This window comes from Glutamicibacter sp. V16R2B1 (assembly GCF_005774635.1).
Taxonomy (GTDB): domain Bacteria; phylum Actinomycetota; class Actinomycetes; order Actinomycetales; family Micrococcaceae; genus Glutamicibacter; species Glutamicibacter creatinolyticus.
This window is the reverse complement of record NZ_VATX01000003.1, coordinates 127,136-142,539: the sequence shown is the minus strand read 5'-3', so window position 1 is coordinate 142,539 and position 15,404 is coordinate 127,136. Positions and strand designations below refer to the sequence as shown.

Genomic DNA, 15,404 nt, shown 5'->3' with positions numbered 1-15,404 from the left:
ATGTGAACCTTGATCCTGTCCCGGCTTTCCGGGGCAGGACCAGGTTTTCAGACACACTTTATTGCCTATAGGCCGGCTTTTGGGGCCCAGGCCGGAGGCGGATCATCCTAAGCCGCAGCAAAACGTGAGCTCAAAGGCCTATCTTCGGCGCGGGGATCGCTCCTACGATGGGCATACACCACGAAAAGGGGAGATGATATGAACTCCGTTGAAGTCCTCAAGGACTTGGCCTACCGTCCGCTCGAAGCCGCAAAATCCATTGAAGACCAGCTCACCGCCGAGAACCTGAACTGGCACCCCGGCCACGACAACTCCATCGCGTGGCTTCTGTGGCATTCAGCACGGGAAATCGATGTTCAGCTTTCCCAGCTCAGCGGCAAGGAGCCGGTGTGGACGGCGCAGGGCTACCAAGAGCGCTTCGACCTGTCTCTCGCCGAGGATGACATGGGTTTCGGGCACAGCCCCGAACAGGCGCGCAGCGTCGTCGTCGAGGATCCGCGCCTGTTGATGGAGCACCTCGAAGCCGTGATCAACGCCCAGCTGGACTACCTCAATGTTCTTAGCGACGGTGAGCTGGCGCAGATTGTGGACCGGCGCTGGGAGCCGCCGGTCAGCCGTGGGGCCAGGCTGCTCAGCATTTCATTGGATGCCTTCGCCCACGTTTCCCAGGCGCAATACATCCTGGGGATCCAGCGCTAGGGAACGAAGCGGTGAACAAGCCGCGAAGAGGCAATGAATCCTCGCGCGATGCCGCCCAGGGGACTGGTGGCCCGCCCCCCCGGCCGAGCGCCGATTCACACCCGAATTCTGTTCGGGGAATTGATCAAACCCTCCAATCTGCTGGTAAATGCCGGAAATGCGGGTTCATTAGACGATAGACTGGCGAATCGATGATACGTACAGCGCAAGTTGGGGGTTCTCATACCGTGGGTTTACCTCTTGAGGCTGAGTCCGAATCAGCGGCCGGGGTGTTAGTTTTGAACCACCGGTCGCTTGGCGATCGAGAAAACTGGAGAAACCATGTCTGAAGAAGGATCGACGCGAGTAGGCGGAAATCTGAAAACCAGCATCAAGAATGCCAAGGAGCAGGTAGAGGGGCTCAAGGAGCTGGTCCCACAGCAGCTGTCCGATGAGGCGAAGCTGGCGACCACCCTCCTGAAAGACAAGGGCATCCGCATGGGCGTCGCTGTCGGCCTTGCCGTCGGCGCGCTGGTTGTGCTGTTGCTGTTTGTGATTGCTGTAGTGGTCACCCTGGTCAACGTGTTGGCAATTTGGCTGCCCGGATGGGCTGCCGCGCTGATTGTTGCCGGGTTCTTCCTGCTTGTCGCTTTGATTCTGGGCTTGGTGGGCTACCGCAAGATCAAGAAGGCGCTGCCGCTGACTCCGGACGCTGCGATTCGAGGCATCCGCCACGATATCGGCGTGCTGAAGGAAGGCAGCGAGTTCGACGAGTCGAGCCTGGATGAACCGCGCAAGAAGAAGTCCAAGGACGACGAGCACGACAAGGACGGCAAGGACAAGGAACCGAAGCCTCCGGCACCGAGCGCCGACGAATTGATCCTGCGCACCAAGCGCCGCCGCCGCCAGATCCAGGCGCTGCGTGACAACCTCGAAGAGAGCATGCGCGGCCCAAAAGCTAAGGTCGATCGCGCCCGTCGCATGGCCGACCAGGCGGGGTCGACTGTCTCGGACGCCGCGGCGAAGGCCCGCAGCTTCGTACTGCCCTCCTCCACCACGGGGGTGCAGACCGATCAGGAACGCGCCACCCAGGAGCGGATGGAGAAGGCCAAGCCCTTCGCGCTGATCGGTGCCGGTGCGCTGGCGCTCGTCGGCGTGCTGCGCAAGCTGCTGCGTAAGTCCTAGCCTGCTTCGGATGCCGGCTGCCCCGGGCGGGGCAGCCGGCCCGGTCTGACGACCAAGGTCCACTCCAGTAACTGAATGTTCGCGACCAGACCGGGCGGACACCAGTGGGTTGACGTCGTTGCCGGTCACGAGCTGAGGAGATAGCACGGCCATGGTTTGGACCGCTGTAGCTGCCGCGTTATGTGGCGCTGTATGCCTGGCCTTCGGCGCACACTGGCAATCCGGGGCGGTGCGGACGCAAACCGGCGGGCTGAACCTTTCCTGGGGCAACATTCCGGCACTGCTGGCCAACCGACGCTGGGTATTGGGTACCCTGCTGTTGGGTGCCGGCACCGTGCTGAACGTCTACGCCCTGGCCAGCGCCCCGCTGACCGTTGTCCAGCCCATCGGCGCCATCGCGCTGGTGATCACCGCGGTGGTCAACGCGAAGGAAAACAACCTGAAGATGAACCGGCCCACGGTGCTGGCAATCGTTAGTTGCATGGTCGGTTCGGTGGGCTTCGTGCTGCTGGCCATCAACGTCACCACCCGCAACAGTGACGCCTCCCCGCAGCAGACCCTGCTGATCGAGATGATCCTCTCCATACTGGTGGTCTTCTTCGCCGTCTTCGGTTTCCTGGGACGCCACAAGTTTGGGCCGTTCTTCTACATCGCCGGGGCCGGGGTGCTCTTCGGGTTCGTGGCGGTGCTGGTGCGCACCATCGCCATCGCGCTGATGCACCTGGAAGAGTTCAAGTTCGCGAACCTGCCCTGGCTGGCCCTGGGATTCGTGGTGATCGCCGGGCTGCTGGGCTCCTACTTCGTGCAGAACGCCTATTCCAAGGGCCCGCCGGACTTGGTGATTGCGGGGTTGACTGTGATCGACCCGATCATCGGCATCGCCATCGGCATCTCGATCCTGAACGAACTGCGCCCGGACGTGCCAGGAGTCATCGGCGTGGTGATGGGCATCGCCGGCCTGCTGGCCATTGTCGGGGTGGTGGCCCTGTCAAAGCACCATCCAGATGTGATTGAACAACGCGCCAAGAAGGCTGCCGCCGGGGGAATGGAAAAGCGTGACGACGCCGACAAGTGAACTGATAACTGACCACACGCCTACAAGCAAGGAAGACTGCGTGGCCGAGGAAAAACCGCTGACCATCGTCATTGCCGCCGACACCTACCCGCCGGATGTCAATGGCGCGGCGACGTTCTGCTACCGGCTGGCCACCGCGATGCATTCGCGCGGTCATCGGGTCCATGTGCTGGCCAGCCGGGGCAACAAGGGAAAAACCTACACCGAGGTGCGTCCCGAGGCGATCGTGCACCGGCTCGAATCCCACGCCGTGCCCACCCACGACTACTTCCGCATCACCTACCCGTGGGAGGTCAACAAGCAGATCCAGCGGCTGCTGCGGGAGATCGGGCCCGATGCGATTCATGCCCAAAGCCACTACATGATCGGCCGGGCTGCGCTGTCCTACGGGCGCAGCAGGAATATCCGCACCGTGGCGACCAATCACCTGATGCCGGAGAACCTGAACCCGTTCCTGCCCTTCCCGCAGTGGTTCAACAACCTGTACTTCCGCTACTCCTGGTGGGACATGGGCAGGGTCTTCAACCGCGCCGAGGTGATCACCACCCCCACCCCCTTGGCGGCCAAGGCGATGCGCGAACGCGCCGGCCTGACCCGGGTACGTCCGCTGTCCAACGGCATTGAGGTGGGCAACTACGAGCTCACCGAAGGTGAGAGCGTGCTGCGCAATGAACAACCCACCATCCTGTTCGTCGGGCGCCTGGCCGTGGAGAAGAACGTCAACGAACTGATCGAGGCACTGCCGCTGATGAGACAGGTGCCCAACGCCGTACTGGAGATCGTTGGCGGCGGCGAACAGCGCAGCAAGCTTGAACAGGTGGCCAAGGAACAGGGTGTGGCGGACCGGGTCAAGTTCTTCGGGCACATCAGCGACGAGGAACTGCGCGAGGCCTACCTGCGCTGTGACCTATTCTGCCAGCCGGGCACCGCCGAACTGCAGTCCCTGGTCACCTTGGAGGCGCTTTCGGCCTCCAAGCCCGTGGTCCTGGCCAACGCGTTGGCACTGCCGCATTTGGTGGATGAAGGGATCAACGGCTACATGTTCCAGCCCGGTGACCGCAAGGACCTGGCCGAAAAGCTGGATCGCATCCTGTCACTGGATGAGACGGAGCGCGAGCGGATGGGCAGGGCCGGGCACCGCAAGGTCATGAACCACGCCCAGAAGAACACGATGGACGCCTTCGAGGGCATCTACCGCCGCATGCTCGACGGCTCGGAACAGGTGTGGGACTAAAATCCCGTGACACCCAGTTCCAGGAACCGGATGGTTATGCTCTAGAATATTTCGAGTGTGCTCAACCCCCTGGATGGTTTGCAGCTCATGTGGGGCGTTAGCTCAGTTGGTTAGAGCAGGGGACTCATAATCCCTTGGTCGCCGGTTCAAGTCCGGCACGCCCTACGCATAGAACACCGGATGCGCTGTGAAGACAGTCATCCGGTGTTTCGCATTCTCAGACGCTGCCCCTGGCAGGGTTGAACGACAGGGCAAGGCCGTGGCGCACCCACGTCGCGCCACCGATTGTTCGAGCGTTCGTTGCCTGCCCGCCACGTTGCCTGCCTAGCCTGAATCTTCATGGGCCGGCTTTTTGTTGCGATTGGTGATTCCTTTACCGAGGGCGTGGGGGACTGGGATCCGAGATTTCCCAATGGGGTGCGAGGCTGGGCCGATCGGGTCGCGAAGCAGCTGTCCAAACAGGATCCGCAATGGCGTTACGCCAATCTGGCGATCCGCAGCCGCCGGCTGGAACGCATCGTCTCCGAACAGGTTGAACCGGCGCTGGCCATGAAGCCGGACGTCATCAGCTTCTACGCCGGCGGCAACGACATCATGGAGCTGCGCAAGGACATGGCGCAGCTGCTCCACTGCTACACCCAGGCCGTGCACCGGCTTGCCGGCTCCGGCGCCCAGGTTCTGCTCTTCACCGGTTTTGACATCCCGGTCCATCCGCTGCTGGCCCCGTTGAAGCGACGCAACTGGAAGTTCAACGAGCGGGTACGTGAACTGGCCGAACAGTATCCTTCGACCGTGACGCTCGTGGACTACTGGACGTGGAACGCCTACCGGGATCGGCGGATGTGGGACACCGACAAGTTGCACATGAACCGAGCCGGGCACCGCTATATGGCGATTCGCATCCTGGAGATCCTGGGTGAAAACCACCGGCTCTCCTTCGAGCCATTCGACACCCCCGAACGGATGGGTCTGTTGCAGGCCACGCAGCGCGATGTTGAGTGGCTGCGCCAATGGGTGCTGCCCATGTTCGGCCGGCGGATGCGCGGCATCACCCTGGGCGACACCCTGCAGCCCCGTTGGCCTGAACCGATGTATCCGGCCAGGGGCATGAAGAAGCAGTACCGGAAGCGGCTGGCGCGCCAAAGCATCCAACTGCCCGGAGCCGAACCGTTGCAGCCGAACTCATCCTGAGCCGGGCAGGGGGTTCGTTGGCTGCAGCGGCACCGGAACAGCTGCATCAGTGCAGGGGAAGCAGGATCGAGGGGCGCAAGTCTTCGATCAACAACGCCGGGTCAATGTACTCGCCATTCAGCCGCACACCCCAATGCAGGCACCGGCCATCGCAGTGGGCGCCGGAGGCCACCTCACCGATGACTTCCCGTTCCCGCACCGCATCTCCGACTCGCAAGGATGAGGTCACCGGCTCAAAACTGGATTTGAAACCCTGCCCGTGATCGACGACGATGAGCGGCCGGTCCACGATGAACCCGCGATAGGACACCACCCCGCCCTGCGGGACAAGCACGCTGATGCGGGCCGACGCCTTTAGATCGACCCCGCGGTGGCCGGGCAACCAGGTCTGCACCGGACCATCAAATTCACGCAGCACCTGCACATCCCCGGACAGCGGCCAGTGCCAGGGCTGATCGAATTCGCCCGCCGTGCCGGAGGGCACCGTGGGCGGGGTGGGGGAGAGGGCCAGCAACACCGCCAAGAGCGGAAGGATGGCCAGGGACCGGAACCTGCGAAACTTTTTCATGCCTCCACCGTGGAGCCGCGTACCCCGGCACGGGCGATGGCGGCGACGCAATGTGGGTAACCGGTGTCACTGGATCCACCGGCCCCTGGGCACTGGAGCGCGTGGAGCCGTGTAGTACACTTGGAACTGCAGTTTCGTGCGACAGGTGTGCCCAAAACACCGGTCGCGGATGCGGAATTGACTTCGCGTGCCACGTTTCACGATTCATTTTGTGTCTAGGCCCCAGAGGTCCGAGCAATCGGTGGGGTCAGCCCGCCTGCCGCGTGCAGGCGTGAACGTAGCACTAGGGCGTATGGCCACCAGGGCCTTGCGCGGAAAACCCAAACAACTAGGGCAGTTACCGCGGTCGAAAACCGGCCGGTCCGCTACTGCCGGAAGGAGTTGCGACATGCCAGTCGTAACCATGCGAGAGCTGCTGAACAGCGGCGTCCACTTCGGCCACCAGACCCGTCGCTGGAACCCGAAGATGAAGCGTTTCATCCTGACCGAGCGCAACGGCATCTACATCATCGACCTGCAGCAGTCGCTGTCGTTCATCGACCGCGCCTACGACTTCGTCAAGCAGACCGTCGCCCACGGCGGCTCGATCCTGTTTGTCGGCACCAAGAAGCAGGCTCAGGAAGCCATTGCCGAGCAGGCCACCCGCGTCAACCAGCCTTACGTGAACCACCGCTGGCTGGGCGGCATGCTGACCAACTTCTCGACCGTTTCCAAGCGCGTGCAGCGCATGAAGGAACTGGAAGAGATCAACTTTGAGGATGTTGCCGGTTCGGGCCACACCAAGAAGGAACTGCTGCTGCTCAAGCGCGAGCTGACCAAGCTGCAGAACAACCTTGGTGGTATCCGCAACCTGAACCGCACTCCGTCGGCAATCTGGATCGTTGACACCAAGAAGGAACACCTGGCCATCGACGAAGCCCAGAAGCTGGGCATCCCGGTGGTTGCCATCCTGGACACCAACTGCGATCCGGACGAAGTCACCTACCCGATCCCGGGCAACGACGACGCCATTCGCTCCGTCAACCTGCTCACCCGCGTTGTCGCCGACGCTGTTGCCGATGGCCTGATCGCCCGCAACAACAAGGCTGCCGGCAAGGCCGAGGGTGCCGCAGAGCCGATGGCCGAGTGGGAGCGCGAGCTGCTCGAAGCCGGTGCCAAGGAAGAGGCTTCGAAGGAAGAGGCCCCCAAGGCCGAGACCGCTACCGAGGAAGCTGCTGAAAAGCCAGCCGCCGAGTAGTCACCTGAATGACTCATGGAGTTTGTCCGTTGATGCTACGTTGAGATCAAGGGCGTAACTCCAGACCCTCTCGTGGGACGGGCCGGGACACCGACCCGTCCCACGAGCGAAATAACTTGAAACCTCCTAGTGAATGGGGAACGCACGTGGCAAACTACACCGCTGCTGATATCAAGGCACTGCGCGAGCGCACCGGCGCCGGCATGATGGACGTGAAGAAGGCCCTGGACGAGGCCAACGGTGACGCCGAGAAGGCCATCGAGATCATCCGCATCAAGGGCCTGAAGGGCGCCACCAAGCGCGAAGGCCGCTCGACCGCTGAGGGCCTGGTGGCCGCCAAGGTCGAGGGCAACGCCGGTGTCATGATCGAGATCAACTGCGAGACCGACTTCGTGGCCAAGAACGACAAGTTCATCGAGCTGGCCAACAAGGTTCTGGATGCCGCCGTGGCTTCCGGCGCCGCCGACGTGGATGCCCTGCTGGCTTACGAGCTGGACGGCAAGACCGTGGGCGACGTTGTCGTTGAAGAGGGCGCCGTGCTGGGCGAGAAGGTCGTCGTGCGCCGTGTGGCCCGCGTCGAGGGCACCAAGGTTGCCGCCTACCTGCACAAGACCAGCAAGGACCTGCCGGCCCAGGTTGGCGTGCTGCTGGCCGTTGACTCGGACTCCGAGGCTGCCGCCACCGCCGCCCACGACGTGGCCGTGCACACCGCAGCGATGGCCCCGACCTACCTGAGCCGCGACGAGGTTCCGGCCGAGCGCGTCCAGGACGAGCGCCGCATCGCCGATGAGACCGCGCGTGCCGAGGGCAAGCCGGAGAAGGCCCTGGAAAAGATCGTGGAAGGCCGCCTGACCGGTTTCTTCAAGGAAATCGTGCTGGTGGACCAGGCCTTCGCCAAGGACGCCAAGAAGTCCGTCGGCCAGATCTTCGAAGAGGCCGGCACCAAGCCGGTCGCGTTCGCACGCTTCCGCGTCGGCGCCTAACACGGGCAGCGATCCGCAGCTAGCATAGCCGCCCGGCACGGGCGGCGGGAATCAGGAGGGGAGGTGAGCACCGAGCATACTCGGTGACTCGCCTCCCCTTTCCCACGCCCGGACTCCACCCACACCGGCCGCACCGGCCACCCCAGACCCCCTGCCCCGACCACGGGACGCCCACCCGGCACCCGGGCCCGCGCCTCGTAGCGGGGACACACCGACCAGCCGCAAGCACTACCATCCTCCAGGAGCAAAACTGATGGTCCCTACCGATACCCCCAAGCGTCGCCGCGTCCTTCTCAAGCTGTCCGGGGAGGTGTTCGGCGGCGGCAATGTCGGCGTGGACCCGACCACCGTGCGCGGCGTGGCCGAGCAGATCGCCCAGACCGTGGGCGAGGTTGAAACCGCGATCGTGGTCGGCGGCGGCAACTTCTTCCGCGGCGCCGAACTCTCGGCCGCCGGCATGGACCGCTCCCGCGCGGACTACATGGGAATGCTGGGCACCGTGATGAACTGCCTGGCGCTGCAGGACTTCCTGGAGCAGTGCGGGGTGGAAACCCGCGTGCAGTCGGCCATCTCCATGGCCCAGGTGGCGGAGAACTACATTCCGCGCCGCGCCATCCGCCACATGCAGAAGGACCGTGTGGTGATCTTCGGTGCCGGGGCCGGGCTGCCCTATTTCTCCACCGACACCGTCGCCGCCCAGCGCGCCCTGGAAGTGGACGCCGACGAGGTGCTGATGGCCAAGAGCGGCGTTGACGGGGTGTACACCGCGGACCCGAAGAAGGACCCGACCGCCCAGAAGCTGCAGACCCTGACCTACAACGACGCGCTGGTGCGCAACATCCGGGTGATGGACCAGACCGCGATGACCATGTGCCAGGACAACAACCTGAACATGCTGGTCTTCGGCATGGAAGGCGAAGGCAACGTCGCGGCCGCGATCCGCGGCGAACGGATCGGCACCACGGTCACGCCGTAGCCCATCGTGGCATAGGATTGAACTAGTTTGAATTGCCAAAGCCCGGTGGCACCGATGTGAAACCGGGTTTTGGTCCAGCCAAAGGACCCTGAAGGAGTACCGGTGATTGAGGAAACTCTGGCGGAAGCCGCCGAGAAAATGGAACGCACCATCGAGGCCGCCAAGGAAGACTTCGCGAACATCCGCACCGGGCGTGCCCACCCCGGAATGTATTCCAAGGTGATGGTCGACTACTACGGTTCGCCCACCCCGCTGCAGCAGCTGGCATCCTTCGCGGTGCCCGATGCGCGTACCATCATGATCACCCCCTACGACGTCTCCGCGCTGCGCGAGATTGAAAAGGCGCTGGGCGACTCGGAGGTCGGGGCCAACCCGTCCAACGACGGCAAGACCATCCGCGTGGTGCTGCCGGTGCTCACCGAGGAACGCCGCAAGGAATACGTGAAGCTGGCCCGCACCAAGGGTGAGGACTCCAAGGTCGGCATCCGCAACCACCGTCGCAAGGCCAAGGAAGCCATCGACAAGATGGTCAAGGACGGCGAAGTCGGTGAGGACGACGGCAACCGCGGTGAAAAGGACCTCGACGCGCTGACCAAGAAGCACACCGAGGCCATCGACGATTTGCTCAAGCGCAAAGAAGCAGAGCTGCTGGACGTCTAATGCCAGACCAGCCAGACCCGGTCGGCGGCACCGCAGCGCAGGTGCCGCCAGCCGACTCGGGCCCTCGTGCGCCGCGCACGCGGCGTGAGCTGCGCGCCGCCGAACAGGCGGCGGCAGCCAGCAAATCCAAGGCCGGACGCGACCTGCCCGCCGCCATCGCGGTGGGCCTGGTGCTGCTGGGCGCGGTCCTGGTGGGACTGTTCTGGTTCCCGCTGGCGCTGCTGGCCATGGTGGTCGTCCTGGCCGGGCTGGGCAGCTGGGAAGTCGCCCGGGCCACCAGCCACGTGCGCACCGCCGTCCCGCTGACCCCGGTGCTGCTGGCCTGCGCCCTGCTGCCGGCGGCCGCCTACTTCGGGGGGCTGCAGGCCCTGGGCTTCGCCTACCTGGGCTCACTGCTGCTGGCGGTGCTGTTCAGGATCATGGAGGGCCTGAAGGGCGCCAGCGCCTCGATCATGGCCTCGGTCTTCATCATCAGCTGGGTGCCGCTGCTTTTGAGCTTCGCCGTCCTGCTGCTGGCCGATGAGAAGGGCCGGTGGCTGATCGCCTCGATGCTGCTGCTGGTGGTCGCCAATGACACGTTCGGCTACATTGTCGGGGTGCTGCTGGGCCGCCATCCGATGGCCCCGAAGGTTTCGCCGAAGAAGTCCTGGGAGGGCTTCGCCGGGTCCATGCTCGGCGCCATGGTGATCGGTGCCCTGTGCGCCCAGTACCTGCTGCAGATGCCGTGGTGGACCGGGCTGATCCTGGCGGTGTTCATCGTGGTGGCCGCCACCACCGGGGACCTGTCCGAATCCATGGTGAAGCGCGAACTGGGCATCAAGGACATGAGCAACCTGCTGCCCGGCCACGGCGGGGTGATGGACCGGCTGGACTCGGTGCTCTTCTCCGTTCCGCTGACCTATCTCGCCTCCCACCTCATCGATTGGGTGACCACCTACTCCTAGGACCCGCGACGGTGTGCCCCGGCCCGCGGGGCATCTCGAACGCATAGAATATTGCCGGTACCGTGCGCGGTACGACCAGGCCACGAACCAGGGCGCGAGCCAGTACGACGAAGGATGAAACGTGTCGCAGCAAGCAGATACCCCGTTTTCCCGGGTCTCCGAGCAGGAGTTCGGGTACAACATGAAGCAGGTAGACGCTTTCCTGGACCGGGCGCGGGAGACCTTCAACGGCGAGGGGTCCGATGAGACCCTGGTGACCAGCCACCTGGTGCGCCGCACCACCTTCGCCCCGCAGAAGGGCGGCTACAACGCCCGCGAGGTCGACGGGGCACTGGACCGCCTGGAGGACGTGTTTGCCAAGCGGGAACGCGACGACCTGATCGCCCACCAGGGCGAGGAGGTCTGGCTGCAGCAGGTGGGCCGGTTGGCCGCCATCCTGCGTGGCCGCCTGCACCGCTCCCACGGGGAACGCTTCCGCCGCCCCTCGCGCTCCAACGCCGCCAGCTACAACGTCGAGGACGTTGACCGGTTGTGCGACCAGCTCATCGAGTACTTCGAAAAGGACGTGCCGATGAGCGTGGACTCGGTGCGCCGCGTCGAGTTCCGCACCGCGATCGGCACCGAGGGGTACGAGGAGTCCCAGGTAGACGCGTTCCTGGACCGCGTCGTGGAACTGATGGCCTCGATCGACTAGCACCGCAACGAACAAGAGCGCGGCGCGGCACGGCACTGAACGCCGGTGATCCGGTGAGGGTGGGGTCAGTCGCTCAGGGCGCTGCGTTCGGGCACGTGCAGCCGTTCCAGGATCCGGTCCACGTTGCGCGGAACCCGTTTGGCGGTGGTCAGCGAAACCAGGACCGTGACCACGAACGCCAGCGGCACGCTCCACGCGGCCGGCTGGCGCAGCAGCGCCGCCAGCACGGACTCTGATTCGGCCAGCAGCCCGCTGACCAGCAGTGCGAGGGCGCAGCTCACCGCGCCGGTAAGCATCCCGGCCATCGCGCCAATACTGGTCAGCTGCCGCCACCAGATGCCCAGCAGCAGCAGCGGGCAGATGGTTGAGGCGGTGAAGGCGAACACGTTGCCGATCGCCCCGGCCAGCGCCAGGGAACTGGTCAACGCCGCCACCAGCAGCGGCGCCACGGTGGCGATGACCGTGGAGATCCTGAACCCGCGCACCGTGCCGGCAAAGAACTCCTGGGACACCGCCCCGGCCAGGGAGACCACCAGGCCGGAGGTGGTGGACAGGAACGCGGCGAAGGCGCCGCCGACCACCACCGCGGTCAGCACGTCCGCGGCCCAGCCGTCAAAGATCCACTGCGGCAGCAGCAGCACCGTGGCATCGGCGTTGCCCGGGGCGTGGTGCTCGGGGGTGTAGAGCCGTCCCAGCACCCCCAGGGCCACCGGCCAGATGTAGAAGACCGACAGCAGCCCCAGCACGATGACCGTGGTGGAGCGGGCCGCCTGGCCGGTGGGGTTCGTGTAGAAGCGCACCAGCACGTGCGGCAGGCCCAGGGTGCCAAAGAGCAGGGCAATGATGATGGAAATGGTTTCGTAGAGCCCCAGGCTGCCGCCATCACCCATGCGTTCGCTCAGCTGCTGCACCCGCATCCCCGGGTCGTTGCCCGGGATGATGCGCACCAGCAACAGCACGGTGGGGATCACCAGCGCGGCCAGCTTCAGCCAGTACTGGAAGGCCTGCACGAACGTCACCGAGCGCATCCCGCCGGAGACCACGGTCAGGCACACCACCGCCGCCACGATCAGCGGCCCCACCCAGCCCGGCAGCCCGGTGGCAATCGAGAGGGTCAGCGCGGCCCCGTGCATCTGCGGGACGATGTACAGCAGGCAGATCAGCACCACCAGGTAGGTGGTCAGCTTGCGCAGCGGCAGGGAGGCGAAGCGGATCTGCGCGAAGTCCGGCAGCGTGTACGCCTGGGAGCGGCGCAGCGGCGCGGCCACAAAGAGCAGCAGCATCAGGTAGCCGGCCGTGTAGCCGATCGGGAACCACAGCCCGGACTGCCCGGAGACCACGATCAGCCCGGCCACCCCCAGGAAGGAGGCGGCCGAAAGGTATTCGCCGCCGATCGCCGAGGCGTTCCACCAGGGGCGCACGGTGCGGCTGGCGACATAGAAGTCGGAGGTGGTGCGGGACAGGCGCAGCCCGTGCACCGCCACCAGCACGGTGGCCAGGCACACCACCAGCAGGGTGAGCAGGCTGAGCACCGCCATCATCGGGCGATGCTCCGGTAGCGTTTCTCGTTGCGCACCGCGGAGATGTTGTACAGCACCCCGGCGATCAGGATCAGCGGGTACACCCCCAGCCCCAGGATCCACCAGGGCAGCGGGATGCGCGCCAGGGTGATCTGGGAAATCTGCGGCCAGTAGGAGAGCAGCACCGTGATGCCCACCAGCAGGACGATGATGCCGCTGGCCACCGAGACCGCCAGGCGCAGCTGGGAACGGATCAGCTGGCGCACATAGAAGTTCTCGGCACTGTGCTCGGCGGAGGGAACCTGCAGGTCCACGGCGGCATCCGCCGGGGCCTGGACCCGAACCCGGGCCGGGCGCTGGGCGGCGAAGTGCGCATCGGGATCCTGGCTCACAGTGGCCGCACCCGGTTGGCCGAGAGCTTCTCGCGCAGGTAGGGCAGCGCCCGGCGGGAGATGGGCAGTTCCACGCCGTTGACCAGGACCGAGGCCTTGCCGGTGGCGAGCTTGACGGTCTGCACGTGTTCCATGTTCACCAGGTAGGAGCGGTGGATGCGCACGTAGCCGGCCGGGCCCCACTGGGTTTCCAGGTCGTTGAGCGGCACCCGGATCAGGTAGCTGGCGTTGGGCGTGTGCAGCCGCGCGTAGTCCCCGGCCGCCTGCACATAGGCAATGGAGTCGCGTTCGATCAGCTTGGTGACCCCACCCTGGTCCACGGTGACCATTTCCGGTTTGGTTTGGGTGTCCTCGACCAGCTCACAGATGCGCCGCACCGACTCGGCCAGCCGCTGCGGGCGGATGGGCTTGAGCACGTAGTCCACCGCGGCCAGTTCGAAGGCCTCCAGCGCCTGGTCCTCGTCGGCGGTGACGAAGACGATGTGCGGGGGATTGGTGAAGCGGGAAATGACCCGGGCGATGTCCAGCCCGGATAACGCGGGCATGTGGATGTCCAGGAACAGGGCATCGACGTCTTCTTCCTCCAGCGCCTTCAGCGCCGCCGCCCCGGAGGTGGCCCGGAAGATCTGCCCGACCCGGGAGTCCTGGCTGAGCAGGTAGGCCAGTTCCTCGACTGCCGGCAGCTCATCGTCGGCTACTACGACATTGATCATTGTTCCAGTCTACCCAGTCGCCGCCGCGCACCCCGTTGGGCCAGGGGCCGGTTGGGGGCCGAGCCTACCGCCGTGGCTACGCGCCGATCTCCGCGTCGGGCAGCGGCACGAACTTGGGGATGCGCAAGGTGATCAGGGTGCCGGCTCCGGGGGCGGTGTCGATCACCAGTCCGTGGCCCGACCCGTAGATCTGGCGCAGCCGCACGTCCACGTTGCGCAGCCCCACGTGCAGGTTGGTGGTGGTTCCGGCCAGCACGCTGGAGAGCTTCTGCGGGTCCATCCCGGCCCCGTCGTCCTCGACCTGGATCATCGCGTACTGTCCCTCGTCGGTGGCGGTGATGGAGATCAGCCCGCCGTCGGGTTTGGCCTCCAGGCCGTGGCGCACCGCGTTTTCCACCAGCGGCTGCAGCGAGAGGAACGGGATCTGGGTGGGCAGCACCTCGGGGGCGATCTGCAGGGAGACCCGGATGCGCTCCCCGAACCGGGCCTTTTCCAGCAGCAGGTAGCGGTCGATCGCCTCCAACTCCTCGGCCAGGGTGGTGAAGTCCCCGCGGCGGCGGAAGGAGTAGCGGGTGAAGTCCGCGAACTCGATCACCAGTTCCCGGGCGCGGGCCGGATCGGTGTTGATGAACGAGGCGATCGCGTTCAGCGAGTTGTAGATGAAGTGCGGGGAGATCTGGGCGCGCAGCGCCCGGACCTGGGCCTCGAGCAGCATCGCCTTGGACGCGTCCAGCTCGGCCAGGGACAGCTGGGCCGAAACGAAGGTGGCGACCTCGGAGACGGCGCGCACAAACCCGGCACCGGCGTGAGCGTGCACGGCGCTGACCGCACCGACTGGGGTGCCCGAACGCAGCAGCGGGGCACTGACCAGGGTGGTGCCCGGCAGCTTGTTCACCTGGGTCTTGGAGGTGGCGATCGCGTCCTTGACGGTGCCGCGCAATTCGGCGAGCACCGGCTCGGGCAGGGCCTGGCTGGTTTCAACGCCCAGCTCGGTGGCGGTATCGGAGATCACCAGGCCCTGGCAGCCCAGCAGCTTGCGCAGCGTCCGGGCCGCCTTGGCGGCACTGACCTCGTTCAGCCCCTCGGCCAGGTGCGGGACGGCGACTGACATGTGGTGCAGCGCCTGGAAGGTCGCCTGCTCGGCGTCGGTGCCCATCTCCCGGGTGGAGCGCGAAATCCGGAAGCCGAGGAACCCCACGATGGCGATCCCGATGGACGCCACGGTGACGATCAGGGTGATCTCCAAGGCTGTTGACATGCCTCAATCCTAATCACTGCGCCGCCCGGCCGACCGTTCGTCGCGCCCGGGTGTGCCGTTGGGCGCATGATCTTGACCGCTGGCCATGCATGGGGC

General features: G+C 65.2%; 16 protein-coding genes and 1 tRNA gene. 12 read left to right on the top strand and 5 right to left on the bottom strand.

Features of this window, described 5'->3' with window-relative positions; genetic code table 11:
• Positions 1-198: 198 nt before the first annotated feature.
• The 6 genes from FDN03_RS01535 to FDN03_RS01510 all read left to right on the top strand — a co-directional run bounded on the left by FDN03_RS01535 (position 199) and on the right by FDN03_RS01510 (position 5,363).
• Positions 199-699 (top strand): DinB family protein, encoded by a 501-nt coding sequence (locus FDN03_RS01535; protein WP_138173418.1) that lies wholly within the window; start codon positions 199-201, stop codon positions 697-699.
• Between the two features lie 321 nt (positions 700-1,020).
• Positions 1,021-1,863 carry a phage holin family protein gene (locus FDN03_RS01530; RefSeq protein WP_138173416.1) on the top strand — a complete coding sequence of 281 codons (843 nt, stop codon included), beginning with the start codon at positions 1,021-1,023 and terminating at the stop codon, positions 1,861-1,863.
• 151 nt (positions 1,864-2,014) lie between these two features.
• On the top strand, positions 2,015-2,938 hold the full coding sequence (locus FDN03_RS01525) for a DMT family transporter (protein ID WP_138173414.1): 924 nt from the start codon (positions 2,015-2,017) through the stop codon (positions 2,936-2,938).
• A 40-nt stretch (positions 2,939-2,978) separates the two neighbouring features.
• A complete protein-coding gene (locus FDN03_RS01520) occupies positions 2,979-4,172 on the top strand; it encodes a glycosyltransferase (RefSeq protein ID WP_138173412.1) in 1,194 nt (397 codons plus the stop codon).
• Between the two features lie 91 nt (positions 4,173-4,263).
• Positions 4,264-4,337: transfer RNA gene (locus FDN03_RS01515), tRNA-Ile, on the top strand.
• Positions 4,338-4,511: 174 nt separating this feature from the next.
• Positions 4,512-5,363 carry an SGNH/GDSL hydrolase family protein gene (locus FDN03_RS01510; protein WP_138173410.1) on the top strand — a complete coding sequence of 284 codons (852 nt, stop codon included), beginning with the start codon at positions 4,512-4,514 and terminating at the stop codon, positions 5,361-5,363.
• 46 nt (positions 5,364-5,409) lie between these two features.
• On the opposite strand, the gene FDN03_RS01505 is transcribed toward FDN03_RS01510, so the two are convergent.
• Positions 5,410-5,931: a M23 family metallopeptidase gene (locus FDN03_RS01505; RefSeq protein ID WP_138173408.1), complete on the bottom strand. Its 522-nt coding sequence runs from the start codon at positions 5,929-5,931 to the stop codon at positions 5,410-5,412.
• Between the two features lie 388 nt (positions 5,932-6,319).
• On the opposite strand from FDN03_RS01505, the gene rpsB reads away from it, so the two are divergent.
• From rpsB to FDN03_RS01475, 6 genes are all read left to right on the top strand, one after another.
• Complete coding sequence (gene rpsB / locus FDN03_RS01500) at positions 6,320-7,168, top strand: 30S ribosomal protein S2 (RefSeq protein WP_138173406.1); 849 nt, start codon at positions 6,320-6,322, stop codon at positions 7,166-7,168.
• Positions 7,169-7,314: 146 nt separating this feature from the next.
• Positions 7,315-8,151, top strand: coding sequence for a translation elongation factor Ts (tsf, locus tag FDN03_RS01495; RefSeq protein WP_138173404.1), 837 nt, complete (start codon positions 7,315-7,317; stop codon positions 8,149-8,151).
• 253 nt (positions 8,152-8,404) lie between these two features.
• Positions 8,405-9,127, top strand: coding sequence for a UMP kinase (gene pyrH / locus FDN03_RS01490; protein WP_138173402.1), 723 nt, complete (start codon positions 8,405-8,407; stop codon positions 9,125-9,127).
• A gap of 102 nt (positions 9,128-9,229) precedes the next feature.
• Positions 9,230-9,787 (top strand): ribosome recycling factor, encoded by a 558-nt coding sequence (gene frr, locus FDN03_RS01485; RefSeq protein ID WP_138173400.1) that lies wholly within the window; start codon positions 9,230-9,232, stop codon positions 9,785-9,787.
• Positions 9,787-10,731 carry a phosphatidate cytidylyltransferase gene (locus tag FDN03_RS01480; RefSeq protein ID WP_138173398.1) on the top strand — a complete coding sequence of 315 codons (945 nt, stop codon included), beginning with the start codon at positions 9,787-9,789 and terminating at the stop codon, positions 10,729-10,731. The genes frr and FDN03_RS01480 overlap by 1 nt, the downstream gene beginning before the upstream one ends.
• A gap of 121 nt (positions 10,732-10,852) precedes the next feature.
• Entirely contained in the window at positions 10,853-11,425 is a 573-nt protein-coding gene (locus FDN03_RS01475; RefSeq protein WP_138173396.1) for a DivIVA domain-containing protein, read from the top strand.
• Positions 11,426-11,490: 65 nt separating this feature from the next.
• On the opposite strand, the gene FDN03_RS01470 is transcribed toward FDN03_RS01475, so the two are convergent.
• The 4 genes from FDN03_RS01470 to FDN03_RS01455 all read right to left on the bottom strand — a co-directional run bounded on the left by FDN03_RS01470 (position 11,491) and on the right by FDN03_RS01455 (position 15,308).
• Positions 11,491-12,966: a cation acetate symporter gene (locus FDN03_RS01470; RefSeq protein WP_138173394.1), complete on the bottom strand. Its 1,476-nt coding sequence runs from the start codon at positions 12,964-12,966 to the stop codon at positions 11,491-11,493.
• Entirely contained in the window at positions 12,963-13,337 is a 375-nt protein-coding gene (locus tag FDN03_RS01465; protein WP_138173392.1) for a hypothetical protein, read from the bottom strand. The genes FDN03_RS01470 and FDN03_RS01465 overlap by 4 nt, the downstream gene beginning before the upstream one ends.
• Positions 13,334-14,050 carry a LytTR family DNA-binding domain-containing protein gene (locus FDN03_RS01460; protein ID WP_138173390.1) on the bottom strand — a complete coding sequence of 239 codons (717 nt, stop codon included), beginning with the start codon at positions 14,048-14,050 and terminating at the stop codon, positions 13,334-13,336. Before FDN03_RS01460 ends, FDN03_RS01465 begins: the two co-directional genes overlap by 4 nt.
• A 76-nt stretch (positions 14,051-14,126) precedes the next feature.
• Complete coding sequence (locus FDN03_RS01455) at positions 14,127-15,308, bottom strand: histidine kinase (protein WP_138173388.1); 1,182 nt, start codon at positions 15,306-15,308, stop codon at positions 14,127-14,129.
• Positions 15,309-15,404: the final 96 nt, after the last annotated feature.